The sequence below is a fragment of the Stenotrophomonas sp. YJH_SMC_36 genome, assembly GCF_059369935.1.
This window is the reverse complement of the sequence record NZ_JCAFTD010000002.1, coordinates 112,942-130,063: the sequence shown is the minus strand read 5'-3', so window position 1 is coordinate 130,063 and position 17,122 is coordinate 112,942. Positions and strand designations below refer to the sequence as shown.

The 17,122-nt window shown below is 65.9% G+C and carries 18 protein-coding genes and 1 tRNA gene; 11 read left to right on the top strand and 8 right to left on the bottom strand.

Annotated elements, in window-relative coordinates; genetic code table 11:
- Nucleotides 1-19: 19 nt before the first annotated feature.
- From AC5P76_RS03805 to AC5P76_RS03785, 5 genes are all read right to left on the bottom strand, one after another.
- Nucleotides 20-781, bottom strand: a complete 762-nt coding sequence (locus tag AC5P76_RS03805) for a capsule biosynthesis GfcC family protein (RefSeq protein WP_495205827.1) — start codon at nucleotides 779-781, stop codon at nucleotides 20-22.
- The gene (locus AC5P76_RS03800) at nucleotides 778-1,404 is read right to left on the bottom strand and encodes a YjbF family lipoprotein (RefSeq protein WP_253118775.1); all 627 of its coding nucleotides are present in this window, start codon (nucleotides 1,402-1,404) and stop codon (nucleotides 778-780) included. The genes AC5P76_RS03805 and AC5P76_RS03800 overlap by 4 nt, the downstream gene beginning before the upstream one ends.
- 64 nt (nucleotides 1,405-1,468) lie before the next feature.
- Complete coding sequence (locus AC5P76_RS03795) at nucleotides 1,469-2,533, bottom strand: polysaccharide biosynthesis/export family protein (protein ID WP_461287928.1); 1,065 nt, start codon at nucleotides 2,531-2,533, stop codon at nucleotides 1,469-1,471.
- A 119-nt stretch (nucleotides 2,534-2,652) separates the two neighbouring features.
- Nucleotides 2,653-2,994 (bottom strand): hypothetical protein, encoded by a 342-nt coding sequence (locus tag AC5P76_RS03790; protein ID WP_253118774.1) that lies wholly within the window; start codon nucleotides 2,992-2,994, stop codon nucleotides 2,653-2,655.
- A gap of 77 nt (nucleotides 2,995-3,071) precedes the next feature.
- Nucleotides 3,072-3,674 (bottom strand): phosphatase PAP2 family protein, encoded by a 603-nt coding sequence (locus AC5P76_RS03785; protein ID WP_414487906.1) that lies wholly within the window; start codon nucleotides 3,672-3,674, stop codon nucleotides 3,072-3,074.
- Between the two features lie 109 nt (nucleotides 3,675-3,783).
- Between AC5P76_RS03785 and AC5P76_RS03780 the strand changes: the two genes are divergently transcribed.
- From AC5P76_RS03780 to AC5P76_RS03770, 3 genes are all read left to right on the top strand, one after another.
- Nucleotides 3,784-3,860 (top strand) — tRNA-Arg (locus tag AC5P76_RS03780).
- An 886-nt stretch (nucleotides 3,861-4,746) separates the two neighbouring features.
- The gene (locus tag AC5P76_RS03775; protein WP_053516755.1) at nucleotides 4,747-4,929 is read left to right on the top strand and encodes a hypothetical protein; all 183 of its coding nucleotides are present in this window, start codon (nucleotides 4,747-4,749) and stop codon (nucleotides 4,927-4,929) included.
- 132 nt (nucleotides 4,930-5,061) lie between these two features.
- Entirely contained in the window at nucleotides 5,062-5,196 is a 135-nt protein-coding gene (locus AC5P76_RS03770; RefSeq protein ID WP_258012811.1) for a hypothetical protein, read from the top strand.
- Between the two features lie 15 nt (nucleotides 5,197-5,211).
- Here AC5P76_RS03770 and AC5P76_RS03765 read toward each other — a convergent pair whose 3' ends face one another.
- Together AC5P76_RS03765 and AC5P76_RS03760 are read right to left on the bottom strand one after the other, a co-directional pair.
- Entirely contained in the window at nucleotides 5,212-5,571 is a 360-nt protein-coding gene (locus AC5P76_RS03765) for a response regulator (protein ID WP_053516753.1), read from the bottom strand.
- Nucleotides 5,568-6,722, bottom strand: coding sequence for a two-component system sensor histidine kinase NtrB (locus AC5P76_RS03760; protein WP_253118772.1), 1,155 nt, complete (start codon nucleotides 6,720-6,722; stop codon nucleotides 5,568-5,570). The genes AC5P76_RS03765 and AC5P76_RS03760 overlap by 4 nt, the downstream gene beginning before the upstream one ends.
- A 152-nt stretch (nucleotides 6,723-6,874) precedes the next feature.
- Between AC5P76_RS03760 and AC5P76_RS03755 the strand changes: the two genes are divergently transcribed.
- The 6 genes from AC5P76_RS03755 to AC5P76_RS03730 all read left to right on the top strand — a co-directional run bounded on the left by AC5P76_RS03755 (nucleotide 6,875) and on the right by AC5P76_RS03730 (nucleotide 14,150).
- Complete coding sequence (locus AC5P76_RS03755; RefSeq protein WP_495222663.1) at nucleotides 6,875-9,976, top strand: response regulator; 3,102 nt, start codon at nucleotides 6,875-6,877, stop codon at nucleotides 9,974-9,976.
- The gene (locus tag AC5P76_RS03750) at nucleotides 9,973-10,797 is read left to right on the top strand and encodes a CheR family methyltransferase (RefSeq protein WP_253118770.1); all 825 of its coding nucleotides are present in this window, start codon (nucleotides 9,973-9,975) and stop codon (nucleotides 10,795-10,797) included. Before AC5P76_RS03755 ends, AC5P76_RS03750 begins: the two co-directional genes overlap by 4 nt.
- Nucleotides 10,797-11,372 (top strand): chemotaxis protein CheB, encoded by a 576-nt coding sequence (locus tag AC5P76_RS03745; RefSeq protein ID WP_053516743.1) that lies wholly within the window; start codon nucleotides 10,797-10,799, stop codon nucleotides 11,370-11,372. Before AC5P76_RS03750 ends, AC5P76_RS03745 begins: the two co-directional genes overlap by 1 nt.
- On the top strand, nucleotides 11,369-12,496 hold the full coding sequence (locus tag AC5P76_RS03740; RefSeq protein WP_053516742.1) for a hybrid sensor histidine kinase/response regulator: 1,128 nt from the start codon (nucleotides 11,369-11,371) through the stop codon (nucleotides 12,494-12,496). The genes AC5P76_RS03745 and AC5P76_RS03740 overlap by 4 nt, the downstream gene beginning before the upstream one ends.
- A gap of 89 nt (nucleotides 12,497-12,585) precedes the next feature.
- Entirely contained in the window at nucleotides 12,586-13,014 is a 429-nt protein-coding gene (locus AC5P76_RS03735) for a BLUF domain-containing protein (RefSeq protein WP_128988643.1), read from the top strand.
- 83 nt (nucleotides 13,015-13,097) lie between these two features.
- A complete protein-coding gene (locus AC5P76_RS03730) occupies nucleotides 13,098-14,150 on the top strand; it encodes a linear amide C-N hydrolase (RefSeq protein ID WP_317233197.1) in 1,053 nt (350 codons plus the stop codon).
- Here AC5P76_RS03730 and AC5P76_RS03725 read toward each other — a convergent pair.
- Complete coding sequence (locus AC5P76_RS03725; RefSeq protein WP_065175574.1) at nucleotides 14,147-14,920, bottom strand: DUF6491 family protein; 774 nt, start codon at nucleotides 14,918-14,920, stop codon at nucleotides 14,147-14,149. The two genes, AC5P76_RS03730 and AC5P76_RS03725, sit on opposite strands and share 4 nt — an antisense overlap.
- A gap of 80 nt (nucleotides 14,921-15,000) precedes the next feature.
- Here AC5P76_RS03725 and AC5P76_RS03720 point away from each other — a divergent pair, with 80 nt between their 5' ends.
- Both AC5P76_RS03720 and AC5P76_RS03715 read left to right on the top strand, forming a co-directional pair.
- Complete coding sequence (locus AC5P76_RS03720) at nucleotides 15,001-15,696, top strand: helix-turn-helix transcriptional regulator (protein ID WP_253118768.1); 696 nt, start codon at nucleotides 15,001-15,003, stop codon at nucleotides 15,694-15,696.
- Nucleotides 15,697-15,822: 126 nt separating this feature from the next.
- Nucleotides 15,823-16,773, top strand: a complete 951-nt coding sequence (locus tag AC5P76_RS03715) for a DMT family transporter (RefSeq protein ID WP_253118767.1) — start codon at nucleotides 15,823-15,825, stop codon at nucleotides 16,771-16,773.
- Nucleotides 16,774-17,122: the final 349 nt, after the last annotated feature.

The following is a 17,122-nucleotide window of genomic DNA, read 5'->3' as shown; positions in this document are numbered from 1 at the left end:
CGCTGGGGAATGTCGGTCATTACGGGCTGACAGGCTGGGTGGCGATGAAGGTGGCAAGATCGTTGTTGAATGCCGGGTCGATGGATTTCAGCACCGATTCGCGCAACGGAACATAGATCGAACCGCCAGGGGCGACCGCCTGGGGATCCGCGCGGTTCCAGAGTGCAATGCCCTGTTGCTGAACCCGGCCATCGGGTTGCACGATGTAGAGCGAGTCGGGATCGGCGGCCGCGCTGGGTGGGCAGTCACGCAGATAGTCCCGCGCATCGCGCTGCGGGGAATGGTGGACAGTGCAGCTGGTTCGGACCGCGCCGAGGACCGTGATGTGATCAGGTCGGACGGGAATGCGGAGTACATCGCCGGCCATGAGCACCGGATTGCTCTGCGGCTGCACCTGCATCAGGCGTGGCGAGATCACCGTCGGTACACGTCCGGTTGCAGCGTGCGCCTGTACCCATTGCTGGATGGCCGCCGCGGTTTCGACGACGGCCGGATCCGCGTTGAGCTGAAGCTGCGTCAGGCCATGCAGGATTCCGGCACGCAGTCGGACCTGTTCAACGAGCGCCTGGCGGCGAAGATAGCTGCTGCCGAGCAGATAGGCGTCGGCCGCAGGCTGGGCCTGGACAACCGCATCGGCCAGTCGCCGCTCCGGCTGGATGGCCTGGTCACCGGGATGGGCGACCGCACCCTCGACGCGCACGACCGACGGCGCCTGCGCCCAGCACAGTGACGGTAGCGCCGACAGCATCAGGCAGAGAATTCGAGTGTTCATGCCTGTCATCCCTTCGGGGCACGGTAGGGCTTGAGCTGGGTGAGTTCCACGACGTACCCGGGGGCAAGATGCTGCCGGCTCTTCCAGATGAATCCGGTCGCCGGGTCCGCCCAGTAGATGTTCTGCGCGTCCATTCCGCCGCCCTGGAGATGCTCGACGAATCGCTGCAGGGTGCGGGTGCGGCCGAGAATCCTGACCTCCTCGGTGGCGCCGGGTGTCAGCGTGCCGGTGACGACAACGCCGAGCTGATACGACGACATCCAGTCGTATTGGCGTTGCACCTGTGCCGGTCCGCTTAACGACGTCAGGCGGTCGAAGGGGGACGCGCCGATGATCCGCGTCTGCAACTGACGTCCCAGCCCGCTTGAGCCCAGCAGCACGCCGTTGCCGTCCAGCTCGATCACGGCATGCGTGCCGGCGTACCACTGCTGCCGGCCACCATCAACGTAGCCAAGAACGGCCACCGCGGTCAGGTCCCGTGTCTCGACCAGCACCTGCGGGAAGCGATTTGCCGCCACGGAATCGGGGCTGACCTCAACGGGCTTGTGCAGCAACAGGCGGAAGCTGTCCGCCGTTGCCCGGCTGCCGGTGGTGCAACCGGCAAGCACGAGCGCCACGGCGATCAACGCCATGCGCAATAGACAGGCTGAAGTGCGTCGGCATGAACGCACCGAGGCTGCTTCCGTGCGCGCCATGTCAGTTGTCCCTGACTTCGGTTCCGGTGCGCGCGGCCGTGTAGAGGATATTGGTGAAGGGCAGCAGCTGGTTGACGAAGCGGTTCCAGCGGCTCACACCTGCGGCGCCGACAAACACCACGTCTCCGGGCTGCAGCTTGAACTGGCTGCCGACGGCAAATGCTGTCGGTGAGCGTGCTTCCAGCTGATAGATCACCGAAGGCTCCTGCTGCAGATCGGTGCTGCCGCGGATGACGTACACCGCATTGCCATTGGCCGTCTGCTGCAGCAGCCCGCGTGCACGACCGAGCGCCTGGTTCAATGTGACGTCGCCAGTCCGGAAGCTGTACGCGCCTGGCAGGTTGACCTCGCCAACGACGAAGATCTCCTTGCGATCCAGATATGGGATGAAGATCGAATCGCCGTCTTTGAGGAACAGTTGGCGTCCACCATGTTCCTTGGCCAGACTTTCCAGATTGATGGTGTAGCTCACTCCGTCACGGCTGAACTGGATGCCGGAAAGATCCGCCTGGGCTGCGTTCAGCCCGGCCTGACTGATGGCATCGGTCAGGGTAAGCGGCGAGGTACCCAATGCGACTGGCGAGGAGCGCTCGGCCGCGCCGGTGACCCACACCCGCTGGCTGCCATAGGTAAGGACCGACACGTCCACCTGCGGGGATTCGACATACTGCGCGAGGCGCCGGCTGATTTCCTCGCGGATCTCAACCGGGGTCTTGCCCGCCGCCTTGACCTTGCCGATGTAGGGGTAGAACAGTGCGCCGTCGCTCTGCACCAGACGACCCGCAAGCGTGCCTTGTTGCTGCGGGCCGGCGGGTACGGTGAGCTCAGGATGATCCCAGACCGTGACGTACAGGATGTCCCCGACGCCGACCTGGTAGGGGGAGGGCTGGTAATTGAAAAGTTCCGCAGGAAGCGTCTGTTCGTTGCGGGCTGCCGCCTCCTGGGCGATCAGCTTGGAGGTGATGGTGATGATTTCCAGTCGGCCATCGTCGCTGCTCTGCGAAGTGACATCACTTCGACGCAGGTGCTGACCCGGCGCGAACGCGCAGCCGGAAATGGCCAGCACAGTGAGTGCAGCGGCGAAAATACGGATAGGCTTCATGTTCATGTGTTGAGTTTCCGACAGGCATAAAAAACCCCCGCCGTGCACTGCCCGGCGAGGGCTTGCTCAAACAGCGGGATGTATCAGCCGCCGGTGCCGCCGGTGCCACCCGTGCCGCCGGTGCCACCCGTACCGCCAGTGCCTGGGCCGCCCGGACCCGGGCCGCCGGGTTCGCCGCCACCATTGTCGTTGCTGCCGCTGCTGCTGTCGCCACCGATGCTGTAAGCCACAGCTGCGGCTGCAATGCCGACTACGGTGGTGCCGAAAATGGCAGCGTTCGAATAGCCAGCGGCTTCAGCGCCCGCGGTCACTTCGGCAGCCGGGGTCTCGGCGTCAGTGGTTGCCTGCGCGTCCTGCGCGAAGGCCATCATCGGGGAGGCGGAGAATGCCGCCAGGGCCAGAACGGCGATCGTCTTCTTGAACATGGGAGAGGCACCTACTCCGTTAGGGAAAATTTCACCGCAATCTTGCGGCCGAAGGCCCGCAGTGTCAAGCGCGGGGTTCAGTTGCCGAGGTCATGCCGCTCATGCGTGCTGCTTCGTCCCGACAGCAGCTTGGCGGCGTCCTTGATGATGTCGTGTGTCCGAAGATCAGACATGATCGCCGGAACCGCCAGCCCCATCAGACCGGCCAGCAACAGCACCCGGACTTTCGGCCGCGAGGGGGTGACCGATGTCCCCAGCACCGCGCAGCTTGCAGCCAGGCCCAGACCCAGGCCGGAGATGACCTCCGATGTCGAATGCGCCTGAATAGGCAGTCGCGAATACCCGATTGCACCGGCCAGCAGAGAGCCTGCAGCGAACCAGCGAAGGTCCCTGCGTTCGCCAGTGCTCACCGTCAGCCATAGAGCCACCGGGTACACCACGCTGGACATGGCGGCGTGCCCGGAAATGCCGGTGAAGTCCAGGCATCGGATGCCGATCCCCCAACCCATGAATGCGAGCTTCGACGCCACTGTCAGCCCAGCGGTCACGACGATGGCGACGGCCCAGCGTCGTCTCAAGGACGATTCGCTTCGCGGCAATGCCAGCAGCAGCACCATGGCCATGGGCAGCAGCCAGCGGCTGTCGCCCAAATTGGAGAGGAAAAGCCAGAACTCGGACATCCGGTGGGACTGATGTGGGGGCGGCCAGCATACCCGCCGCCGATGGCGCGGCGATCATCGGTGGCTTGGTCCATTCAGCTGGACGCGGTATGCTTTACTGCTTGCGCAAGGCCCCGTAGCTCAGCTGGATAGAGCGTCCCCCTCCTAAGGGGAAGGTCGCCCGTTCGAATCGGGCCGGGGTCACCATCGGTCAATTGCCCGCAGATGATCAGGCGGGTGCCGCTTCTGCTTGCGGCGTGCTGTCGTCGCTGCGGCGTGCTTGCCACCCGCCACAGTGCGTTGGAAAAGGGCGTGCGGCGGCCTTGCCTGCCTTCCGCCAAGCCCACCTAGGGGCGATCCAGGTCCTCTGGCAATAGGCCAGCGAGTGCGAGTATTCGATCGTGCCTGATCTGCTGCACCCAGTGGCCCCAGGCATCCGCCGCCGTCAAGACATCGATCGAGCCGCAGGCGGGACACCTCAGTTGCACACCCCCGTGCACATCGGTGAGCCCGCACCCATGCGACATCCGTGATTCGTCCCCACATGACTTGCACTTGGCCTGCACGGAATCCAGCCGTTCGATGGTGGCATCCAGGCGCAGCAAAGGACGGATCCGCAGGATCCGGAATGCAACAGGAGTGGTCATGTGTCTTGCCGGTCAGGGGCTGGACACGGAGGCGAGGAATTTCGCGCCGAAGAGAAGCCGAATGCAGTGACCATACAGCATGAACTGTTAAGACTCTCGTTCTTGACAGCCCTTATTTCGTTCTGGTGAGGGCCGAGGGTTCGCGAGAGGGGCGGGGAGCCTGAACATCCAGTCAGGTAAGCAAGCCGTTTTCACACAAGGCTAACTGCTCAGCGCCCAGTTTCACTGCAGCGTGACGGGTCGGCAGGGGGACTCGTGGCAGGCCTTGAGCCTGCCGTGCGCAGCGCTTCCCCCATGACCAGCAGGATCCGAATGAATCGCAATGCCGTGACGTCCGTTGGCGTCGGACCGGGCGCCGTCCCCCTGTGCTGCCGGGTGGGCCATGCCGTCTTCCCTGGACGCGCACGCCGCCCCGCCTTCCCGATCATCCCCCCGGCGGCCGGGTGATGGGGCGTTTCCAGTACGCCTTCCGCAAGGCGCGGGGCTGGCAGGCCTCCCTGGTCGCCGCCGCGTGGGCAGCGCTGCGCTATACCGTCAGCGGGGATACCGGCTACTTCCGTTCCCACGGCGGCTGGCGAAGATCACGGATCAGCCGGAAACCGGGCGAGGCCGACTCTCTGGATGACTGAGTCCGCGGGTGATTCTTGCCGGAAACGCATAGCAGTCTGCGGGCTGCATGGGTTTGCCGGGCCTACAGTGGCCCCCAATGCCGGGAGGGGTACCCGGCCACCTGCACGCCTTCGGTCCAGACGGGAGTCGCCATGCACCTGCTGATCGCCCTTGGCAAAGTGGCCGCGGTGTTCGCCTGCGTGCTCGGAATTCTTGAAATCTGCAGCCGGGTTCACCGTCGGCGCAGGGGCCGCAGCAGGCGTGCGGACAGGGAAAAACTCCCCTGACGCACTTGGCGAGGCTCAGTCCTGCCTGAGCAGCTCCACCAGTTGCCGCAGCCGATAGGGTTTGGGCAGGAACTCGACCTGTTCAGGCAGGGGAGGCAGCTGCGAACGCGCATAGCCGGAGGAGAGGATCATGCGGGCGTGCGGCTGGTCGCGCGCGACGTGTTCGCTCAGTTCAATGCCGGACATGCCATTGGGCATGCTGACGTCGCTGAACACCACGTCGAAGCGGGTATCGCCGCGCAGCAGGGCCACTGCTTCATGACCGTCGGCCGTGGTCGCCACATCGATGCCGAAATCGCGCAGGGCCAGCCCTATCATTTCGCGCAGGTCGGTCTGGTCCTCCACCATCAGCACGCGGATCGGATCATCGGTCATGGGGCGGGTTCCTCTAGTGCGGGTAACAGCAGGCTGACTGTGGTGCCGACGCCTGGCGTGGTGGAGACATCGACGAAGCCGCCGCTCTGGGTGGTGAATCCGAACACCTGGCTCAGGCCCAGTCCGCTGCCTTTGCCGATGTCCTTGGTGGTGAAGAAAGGCTCTGTCGCGCGTTCCGCCACATCGACGGGCATGCCACGCCCCTGGTCACGCACGCTCACCGTCACGTATCGGCGCTGCTGGCCAGCCTCTCCATCCGGATCAAGGCGATGCTCCAGTGCGGTGGCGATCAGCACGTGGCCACCATCGGCCGTGGCTTCAACAGCGTTCGCGACCAGGTTCGCCACGGCGGTCTGCAGCTGCAGCGCGTCGGTGCACACCGGCGGCAGATCGTGAGCCAGTTCCGTACCCAGCAGTGTACCCGAGGCATGCGCGCGCCGCAGGCCCGGCAACGACTCGACGATCAGTTCGTTGACGTCCACCGGTTCACGGATCAGGGTCTGCCCGGTGCTGAAGGCAAGCAACTGGCGGGTCAACAATGCGCCGCGGTCGGTCGCCGTCTGTGCAGTAGAAAGCAGTTCGTGGGCCCGCGGATCACTGCCCACGCGCAGCGCCAGCAGATCCAATGCGTTGCCGATGGTGGTCAACAGATTGTTGAATTCATGCGAGAGCCCACGACTCAGCCGGCCGACCGTCTCGAACTGCTGGGTCTGCCGGAGTGCACGCTGTGCGTCACGCAGCAGGCGCTGCGCCTGCCATTGTTCGGTGATGTCGCGGGTAATCTTGACGTAGCCGAGCAGTTCGCCGTTCTCCAGCACCGGCTCGATCACGATGCTGGCGCGGAACGAGGCGCCGTCGCGACGGACCCGCCAGCCTTCGGCGGAGCAATGACCCTGCTGCGCGGCCAGCCGGAGCAGCCGCTGCGGCTCGCCGGCGTCGCGGTCTGCTGGCAGGTAGAAGCGTCCGAAGTGGGTGCCGATGACCTCGTCGGCTGCATACCCCTTGATGCGTTCGGCCCCGGGGTTCCAGCTGCAGACGATGCCCTCGGGATCGAGCAGATACAGCGCATGGTCCCGCACGCTGTCTATCAGCAGGCGCAGCTGTTGGGAAGTGTCCGTCAGAGCGGACCTCGTAGAAGCGGGTGCGTCCACGTGGAAATGAGCATTACCCCTGTGAGGGCCGGAAAGCTAGGCACTGCAGTGTGAAGGATGTGTGCAGGGATTGCCCGTGCCATTGGTCGTATGCGGCTGAATACGACACGGGGTACCATCACGCACTTCTTTGCCTTCTGGAATCGCCCCGTATGCGTCCCGGTGCAACCTCGCGCGACCGCTGGATATGGATGACTGCCGCCGCATTGCTGGCCGCAACCATCGCGTTGGAACTTGTCGTGCCTCTGGGTTATGCGGTGTGGCTGGCCTACTTCCTGGCCGTTGGCGTGACGGTGTTCCAGCGGAGTGCGCGCGCACCGTTCGTGGTCGCGGTGCTGGCCTGCGCGCTGCTGATGTTGGGCTATCACATTGCCCCGGCAAGCACGAATTCGGCGTTCTCGCTGGTGAATCGCACCATCGGCGGTGCGGCCTTCCTGATGATCGCGCTGATCGTGTCCCGCGCCATCCAGGCGCGCCGGCAGGCCATGCGCGCCCTGTGGCTGCAGGAGGCGGAGAACGCCGTGGCCATGAGCCTGCGGGGAGACCTGGGGCCGGAGCAGATCGCCGAGGCGGCGGCGACCAGCCTGGCCTCGCAGCTGCAGGCCGATGTCGGCGCCGTGTACCGGCTTGAGGGCGGCCGCCTGCAATTGACGGGCGGACTGGCGTTGCCGGCCGGCATGCCGGCGTCGCTGGCACTGCAGGAGGGGCTGGCCGGACAGGTCGCGCGCGACCTGCGCACCCGCCACCTGCAGGGCGATGAGGCCTCGGTACTTGAACTCCAGAGCAGCCTGGGGCGGGTTCCGGTGCGTGAGCGGATCCTTGCACCGATCACCAGTGACGGTGCCGTGGTCGGCATCGTCGAGCTGGGTCGATCCAGCGTCGGCGAACAGCGTGATCTGGACCGCGAACTGCTGGAGCGCTGTGGCGACACCATCGGCATGGCCCTGCGGGCGTCGCTGCTGCGCGCGCAGCTGGTCGTGCTGCTGGAGGAGTCGCAGCGCCAGGGAGAGGAGCTGCAGGCCCAGCAGGAAGAACTGCGCGTGGCCAACGAGGAGCTGGAAGAGCAGAGCCGCAGCCTGCTGCAGTCGCAGACCCATCTGGAACAGCAGCAGGCCGAACTGGAGCAGAGCAACGTACAGCTTGAGGAGCGCACGCACGAGCTGGAGGCGCAGAAGCAGGCCCTGCTGGTTGCGCAGAGCCAGCTGGTGCGCAACAGCAACGAGCTGGCGGCGACGTCGCGCTACAAGTCCGAGTTCCTGGCCAACATGTCGCACGAGCTGCGTACGCCGCTGAACAGCTCGTTGATCCTGGCCAAGCTGCTGGCCGACAACAAGGACGGTACGCTCACCGAAGAGCAGGTGAAGTACGCACGGGCAATCCTGTCGTCGAACAACGATCTGCTGGCGCTGATCAATGACATTCTCGACCTGTCGCGCATCGAAGCCGGGCATGTCGAACTGAGCGATGAAGTGGTCGCGGTCGACAGCGCGCTGCAGCGGCTGCGCGAGACCTTCGATCCGATCGCGCGGCAGAAGGGGCTTGCCCTGGAGATCAGCGCCGATGCGCTGGCGCCGGGTCAGCTGGTGGTGGACAGCCAGCGCCTGCAGCAGATTCTGAAGAACCTTCTGGCCAATGCACTGAAGTTCACCGAGCACGGCAAGGTCAGCCTGCACGTCCGTCCCGGCGGCAGTGGCCGCATCCGCTTCGAGGTCTGTGATACGGGCATCGGCATCGCACGCGAGCAGTTGCAGGTGATCTTCGAGGCTTTCCGCCAGGCTGATGGCAGCACCCGCCGGCGCTATGGCGGCACCGGGTTGGGCCTGTCGATCTCGCGCGACCTGGCTGCCCGCATGGGCGGCGAAATCCAGGTGGACAGCGAACCGGGGCGTGGCAGCTGTTTCGTGCTGGAGCTTCCACTGCAGGGCGCCCCCGTGTCCGCGCCGGAGCCGGGAGCGGAGCCCGCGCGCGTGGCGACTCCGGCAGCGCGTCCAGTGGTTGCACAGATGGCGCCGACTGCACCTGCGCCCCCGCCCGCAGCTGCCACACACGTTCCAGATGATCGTGGCCGGCGGCAGCGCATGGGACGCCTGATCCTGGCGGTGGAGGACGACGTGGCATTCGCCGAAGCGCTGGTGGTGCTGGCGCATGAACTGGACTTCGACTGCGTGGTTGCCGGCACGGCAGAGGAAGCGCTGGCGCTGGCTGCCGAACTACGGCCGAACGGCATCCTGCTCGATATCGGCCTGCCCGACGTGTCAGGTCTGAGTGTGCTGGAGCGTCTGAAGCGCAACCCGGACACGCGGCACATCCCCGTGCACGTGGTCTCGGCGATGGACCGCAGCCAGGTGGCCCGTGAGCTTGGCGCGATCGGCTATGCGATCAAGCCGACCACGCGCGAGCGGCTGGCGGCGGCCATCGAGCAGCTCGAGCAGACCAGCCAACGCGATGTCAGGCGCCTGCTGATCGTCGAGGATGACAGCGAGCTGAGGCGCAACCTGGAGCTGCTGCTGGGGCGTGATCAACTGCAGATCGTCGCCGTCGGCACACTGGCCGCAGCGCTGGAGCAGCTCAGCAGTGTCACGTTCGACTGCATGGTGATGGATCTTTCCCTGCCGGACGGCAGCGGTTACGACCTGCTTGAACACATGGCCGGCAATGATGACGTCGGCTTCCCGCCGGTGATCGTCTACACCGGACGTGCGCTCAGCCGCGAGGAAGAACAACGGCTGCGTCGTTATTCCAAGAGCATCATCATCAAGGGTGCGCGCTCTCCCGAGCGCCTGCTGGACGAGGTCACCCTGTTCCTGCACAGCGTGGAGGCGAGCCTGCCGACCGATCAGCAGCGCCTGCTGCGCGAGGCGCGCCGGCGCGACACCATCCTTGATGGGCGCACCGTACTGCTGGCCGAGGATGATGTGCGCAACATCTTCGCGCTGTCGAGCGTGCTCGAGCCGCTGGGTGTCAACCTCGAGATCGCGCGCAACGGCCAGGAGGCGGTCGATCGGCTGGCGCAGCGCGAGGTGGACCTGGTGCTGATGGACATCATGATGCCGGAGAAGGATGGTCTGACAGCGATGCGCGAGATCCGTGCGCAGCGTCACCTGCAGGATCTCCCGATCATCGCGTTGACCGCGAAAGCCATGCCCGATGACCGCGAGCGTTGCCTGCAGGCCGGCGCCAATGACTACATCGCCAAGCCGATCGATGTCGACAAGCTGGTTTCGCTGTGCCGGGTGTGGTGCTCGCGTCAATGAACGAGCAGGCCTTGTTCGACCTGGAGCTGAAGGTGCTGCTGGAGGCGATCTATCAGCGCTACCACTACGACTTCCGCAGCTACGCGGTGTCGTCGCTGCGACGGCGCATGCGTCAGGCCATGCAGCGCTACGAGTGCGAGAAGCTGTCGGACCTGCAGCATCGCCTGCTCCACGAGCCGGAGCTTTTCACTCAGGCGATGCAGTTCTTCACCGTGCAGGTCTCGGAAATGTTCCGGGACCCGGCATATTTCCGCACCCTGCGCGAGCAGGTGGTGCCGGTGCTGCGCACCTATCCTTCGGTGAAGCTGTGGGTGGCGGGCTGCAGCACGGGCGAGGAGGTGTGGTCGTTGGCGGTGCTGCTGCACGAAGAAGGGCTGCTGGAGCGCAGCATCGTCTATGCCACCGATATCAATCCCGGGTCCCTGGTGACCGCCGAGGCCGGCGCATACCCGATCGATCGCCTGGCGCAGTTCAGCCGCAATTATCTGGCGGCGGGGGGCAGGGCGTCGTTGTCGGACTACTATTCGACGGCGTATGACGGGGCCGTGTTCGACCGTCACCTGCGACGCAACATCATGTTCGCCGACCACAGCCTGGCGACGGACACGGTGTTCTCCGAGGTGCACCTGGTGTCGTGCCGGAATGTGCTGATCTATTTCAACCGGGACCTGCAGGACCGGGCCGTGGGGTTGTTCCGGGAAGCGCTCGTGCATCGTGGCTTTCTCGGCCTGGGCAGCAAGGAGTCGCTGCAGTTCGGTTGCCATCACGACGCGTTCGAGGTGTGTTCGCGCGAACATCGGCTGTACCGGAAGGTCGCCTGATGAATGACGCCGGTCTGCCGGAGGTGATGGTGGTCGGTGCATCCGCTGGCGGGGTCGCTGCCCTGCAGGCCATCGTGCAGGCGCTGCCGGCGGGCCTGTCGGTGCCGGTGCTGGTGGTTCTGCATGTGCCCCGTGACCGCAACAGCCGCATCGTCGAGGTGCTGGCGCCGCATTGCGCGGTGCCGGTGCGCGAGGCGGAGGACAAGCAGCCGATAGAGCGCGGTACGGTGACGTTTGCGCCGCCGGACTATCACCTGCTGGTGGAAGACCGGTCCTCGGTTGCCCTGTCGATCGATCCCCCTGTGCTGTATTCGCGTCCGGCCATCGACCCCCTGTTTGAATCGGCCGCGGCGGTGTTTGGTCCGCGAGTGCTGGCACTGCTGCTGACCGGCGCCAGCAGTGACGGCTCCGAAGGCGTGGCGGCAGTGCGCGAGGCGGGAGGTCGCGCCTGGCTGCAATGCCCCGAAGAGGCCGAAGCTTCCATGATGCCGGCCTCGGCCCTGCAGCATGCCGGCGCCGATGCGGTGCTGCCCCTTGAACTGATGTGTCGCCGCTTGAAGGAGTTGTTTTCATGAACCTGTTGCCACCGGACCCTGCGCAGGCCCAGGCCCCGGTCAACCTGTTGATCGTCGATGACGTTGCACAGAACCTGGTGGCGATGCAGGCACTGCTGCAGCGCGAGGGCGTCAACCTGCTGCTGGCCAGCTCCGGCGCCCAGGCGCTCGAACTGCTGCTCGAGCACGAGGTGGCGCTGGCGCTGCTGGATGTGCACATGCCCGAGATCGACGGCTTCACGCTGGCGGAACTGATGCGGGGCTCGCTGCGCAGCCGCGACGTGCCGATCATCTTCCTCACCGCGTCGCCGGATGATCCGGTGCGCGCGTTCAAGGGATACGAGACCGGCGCGGTGGATTTCCTGCACAAGCCGGTGGCGCCGCAGGTGATCCTCGGAAAGGTCAATGTGTTCATCGAGCTGTACCAGCAGCGGCAGCTGCTGAAGGTGCGCAACGAAGCCCTGGAGCGCGCGCTGAAGTTGAACGAGACCATGGCCGCGGTGCTTACCCACGACCTGCGGACGCCGCTGTCAGCCATCCTGCTCTGCGCGGACAAGCTCAGCCTGGAACTGCCTGCGGGCAATTCCGCTGCACAGCAGACATTGCAGCACCTGGAAGCAAGCACGCTGCGCATGGCACGGATGGTCGAGCAGCTGCTGGACTTCTCGCGCATCCGCAGCGGCGGCCTGCGATTGCAGACCACGACCTGCGACCTCGACGCCCTGGCCCGCGCGGTCATTGCGGAGGCGGGCAGTGCCCACGGACTCGAGCGGATCCGCTTCCAGGCGCAGGGCGATACCGTCCTGCAGGGCGACATGGACCGATTGGGGCAGGTCGCATCGAACCTGATCGGCAACGCACTGACGCATGCCGGCGAAGCACATGTCCAACTGGACGGGCGTGACCCGCAGCGGGTGGTGTTGCGGGTCAGCAATGCCGGCCACATCGACGCGGCGCTGCTGCCGCGGCTGTTCGAGCCCTTCAAGGCCAGCTTCCACCAGAGCAAGGGCCTCGGCCTGGGGCTGTACATCGTCGATCAGTTCGTGCGCGCTCACGGCGGTCGATTGACCGCGCGCAACGACGCGGGGCAGGTTGTGCTGGAGGCGGCACTGCCACGGCGGTGCGGTGGACCGGACATGGCCTGAACCTGAATTCTTCAGCAAGCGGGGCGCAGCCTTATGACGGGCTCATCCGCAACTGCTACCGTGGCTGCATATCTTGCCAGGGAAGCGCTATGCCATTGCGAGCCATCGCCTACGTCAGCCAGGCGCTGCCGGATCTTTCCGCAGATCGCCTGAAGGCGCTGGTGGACGACGCCGCCCGTTTCAACAAGCTGGCTGGCGTGACCGGGGTGCTGCTGCATGATGGCGGGCGCTTCCTGCAGTACATCGAAGGGCCGCCGGATGGCATTGATTCGGTTTATGAGCGCATCCTGCAGGCCGGCAGCCATGTCGACATCGTCGAGCTGGCGCGCAGCCGGCTTGGCCAGCGCCAGTTTCCCTATTGGGCGATGCGTGTCCTGCAGGTGGAGGCGTCCATGCTGCATGGACTCACGGTGGGCGACTGGGCCGGATTCAGCCGTGCGCTGCAGGGCGACCGCGCGGCGCCGACGGCGGTGGACCTGCTCGCCGACATCGTGCAGCCGGCGCTCCACGCCGGCTGAGTCGCGGCAGGGGCGCCGGGCTTCACCGCTGTCTCACCCTGCATGCGCTGAGATTGGATCTCCAGGGCATGGAAGGGGGCAACATGGTACGGATGAAGCACACAGGGGCCGCCCTGCTGGTGGCGGCCCTGGCAGGCGCTGTAATGCCTGCCTTGGCCTGCACACGTGCGGTCTATCTGGGTGACAACGGCGATGTGATCACGGCGCGGTCGATGGACTGGAAGGTCGATGTGGCGACCAACCTGTACGTGTTGCCGCGCGGAATTGCACGGACCGGCGAGGCCGGGCCGAAGTCGTTGGCATGGACTGCACGGTACGGCAGCGTGGTGGCCACCGGCTACGATGTGTCGACCACCGATGGCATGAACGAGAAGGGGCTGGTCGCCAATCTGCTATGGCTGGTGGAATCGGAGTATCCGCAGCAGCGCGGCAGCAAGCCCGGCCTGGCCATTTCATTGTGGGCGCAGTACGTGCTGGATAATTTCGCGACAGTTGCAGAGGCCGTGGCGGCGCTGCAGCGCGAGCCGTACTCCATCGTCACCGACAAGGTGCCCGGCGAGGACCGGCAGGCGACCCTGCATCTCTCTCTGTCCGATGCCAGCGGCGACAGCGCGATCGTGGAATACATCGGTGGCCGTCAGGTCATCCATCATGATCGCCGCTACCAGGTGATGACGAATTCGCCCATCTTCGAGCATCAGCTTGCGCTCAACAGCTACTGGCAGCAGATCGGCGGCACGGTGATGCTGCCGGGCACCAACCGATCGGCCGACCGTTTTGCACGCGCGTCGTTCTACATCAATGCGATTCCCAAGGCGGAAGACCCCGTGGTGGCACTGGCCAGTGTGTTCAGTGTGATCCGCAATGTCTCGGTGCCGTACGGAATCACCACGCCGGGCGAGCCCAACATCTCATCCACGCGCTGGCGCACCGTGGCCGACCACAAGCGACGCCTGTACTTCTTCGAGTCCGCGATGACGCCGAATACGTTCTGGGTGGACCTCAACAGGATCGACTTCGGTGGCAAGGTGCTCAAGCTGGACCTGGGCAAGGACCAGCGCAACACCTTCTCCGGCGATGCGCTGGAGCATTTCGTTCCCAGCGCACCGTTCACCTTCCTCGGTGTCGGGAGCTAGTTCGACGCCTGGGTCGCGGCCGGGTAGACCGCCTGGATCTGGCAGCTGCCGCGGGTATACAGCGGCAGCGGCCCCAGGCCGCGCTCGTCGCCGGGCTCGAACTCCGCACTGAGGATGCGATCGCCGGGATTGCCGCAGATCAGGCCGTTCTGCAGCCCGGACTGGAAGCTGACCTGAGGCGCGCGGTCCAGCTGGCGGCAACTGCCGCCCAGTTCGACGCGGTAGTAGCGGTGGCCGCCATTGCGGCGTGGATTGGTCTCCACCAGCAGTCCCTGCTGATCGGAGGACCAGGCACGGACGTTGCGGGTTGCGAAACAGTAGGAGGGCGATCCGCCGAAGCTGCGGCGCTGCTCGCGTCGCTCGCTGATGGTCACCGCAGGCAGGGTCGCGGTGCTCAGGCGGTCACTGTCACGGGCGACAGTGGCGTAGTCGCGGTTCTGCACTGGACTGACCGCGCTGACCGCGCAGCTGTGCCCGTCCACGACAACGCGTTCGCTGGGGCGGCCGCAGGCCCAGCCTGCCGGCGCTTCCAGCTTCAGGGAGGTGGCCGCACGCACGTTCGGGCAGTCTTCGCTGAAGTCGATCCGATAGGCCTGGCCGGAAGCGGCACGGACGGCGATCGAGCGCGGCGAGGCCTGCTCCACCTCCTGCACGCCCACGGCGTCGAGGCAGTGCGGTGCCGGCGCCCGGCGTTCCTGCCCGCTGGCGGTGACGGAAAGGGACAGGCCGATGCTCGCGGCCAGAGCCAGGGAAACCTGTCGATATGCCATGACCTGCACTCCTTGCTGGATAGACGGCCCGACTATAGCAGTCAATTGCACCGCCGGTGTCAGGCGCGCAGACTTGCCGAATGGGCGCCATTTTCCACCTCCGGCACTATGGCCAGGCCACCGGCCTGGATCGCCACGACTACGCGCAATGGGTGCTGCCACTGCAGGGCGAGCTGCAGTTCGAGCTGGAAGGGCGGGGCGGCCGGCTGGACCTTCTGCAGGGCGCATTCGTGGCCGCCGGCGAGGCGCATGACCAGATGGCGGAGGGTCCGAACGGTTTCGTGATCGTTGATTGCGGTCCGGATGTTCTGGACGACGACACGCAGGAGCACCTGTGCAGGCAGCGGTGGCTGCATCTGCCGCTGGCCCTGCGCCAGGGGCTGGCCGAGGTGCGGCAGGGGCAGCCGCTGCCGTTGCTGCTGCCTGCCTTGCTGAGGGTGTTTGCACCGGCAGGCAGTGGCGCGCGCATGCAGGGGCTGTGCACGGCGGTACAGGCCGACCCGGGGCAGCCCTGGCCGGTCGCGCGCATGGCGGCATTCGTCGGCGTCAGCGAAAGCCGGCTGCATGCGTTGTTCCAGCGCGAATTCGGCTTGAGTCCGCAGGCCTGCGTCAGTGCCTGCCGCCTGCGCTGGGCCAAGCACCAGCTGCGGACCAGTGCGCTGCCGATCAGCGAGATTGCGCTGGCCGCGGGGTATTCCGAACAGAGCGCATTGACCCGAGCGCTGCGCCGGGAGAGCGGCGTAACCCCTGCGGCCTGGCGGCGGGGCAGCCTCTGATCCATGGCGCTGCGGGAACGCCGCCGAGTGCGTCCGGCTCTGCCGGGACAGCAATAGCCTGGGTCAAGAGAGGTCGTCCGGTGGGCGGCTACACTGCGCGGCCTCTTCTCCCCCGAAGAATCCGCAATGCGCAACAATCCGATGGTCCTGGGCATCGCCAATGGCGTAGCCGCGGGCGCGCTGTGGGGCGTGGTGTTCCTGGCCCCCGCCGTGCTGCACACGTTCAATGCCCTGCAGCTGTCTGCCGGCCGTTATCTGGTCTATGGCCTCATCGCCGTGATCCTGCTGCTGCCGCGCTGGATGCGGCTGGCGCCGAGGCTGGGGCGCGCGGAATGGTACGCCCTGCTGTGGCTGAGCCTGGCGGGCAACCTGGTGTACTTCCTGCTGCTGGCCACGGCCGTGCAGTGGGCCGGTGGCGCTGCGGCCTCGCTGATCGTCGGCCTGATTCCGGTCGTGGTGACCCTGGTGGGCGTGCGCGAGCAGGGGGCGGTTCCCCTGAAGCAGCTGTTGCCCGCCTTGGCGCTGTGCGTGCTCGGCGTGGCCCTGGTCGGGTGGGAGGCGCTGATGTCCGAACACCTGGCGACGCCCTGGCGGCAGCGCCTGATCGGCCTGCTGTGTGCCTTCGGTGCACTGTTCTCGTGGGCGTTGTACTCGATCGGCAACAGCCGCTGGCTGGCGCGGCGCCCGGATCTGTCCAGCCATGACTGGTCGTTGCTGACGGGTGTCACCACCGGCGGGTTGTCCCTGCTGCTGGTACCGATGGCCTTCGCCGGGTCCGCCGGCAGCCATACGGCCGCACAATGGGGCGCATTCTGGGCCATCAGCGCAGGTGTCGCGGTCGTGGCGTCGATCGTGGGCAACGCATTCTGGAACCGTGCCAGCCGTCTGCTGCCGCTGACTTTGACCGGGCAGATGATCGTGTTCGAAACCCTGTTCGCGCTGCTGTACGCATTTGCCTGGCAGCAGCGCTGGCCAACCGTGCTGGAGGCACTGGCGATCGTGTTCCTGGTGGCGGGAGTGATGCTGTGCGCGCACGCTCACCGCGCGCCACGCGCGATCGCCGAACATGCCGGCTGAATGGCCATCTCAGAGTCGACGATCGCTGCTTTGTCTCAGTTGCAACCAAATGACGGCACGTTGGCAGATGATCGGCGCAGGGAGTTTTTGCGCTGCAGCACTTGACAGCAGCGGGCTGAACAGTGTTTTCTGTCCGTCATGGTCCTTGATGCCGCCACCGTCAGTCTGATTGCACCCGCTATCGCGGGGCGTCCGACTGCACCGGCCGCCATCACCACCATTACCACCACCACCGTCACCACTGCCCTGGTGCGGCCCGTCGTCTTCGTGTAACTCCCGAAAACCACGGCCCCGCACCATCCAGGTGGCGGGGAAACTCGACACCTGCATGCGACGGGGCCTCCTGCCG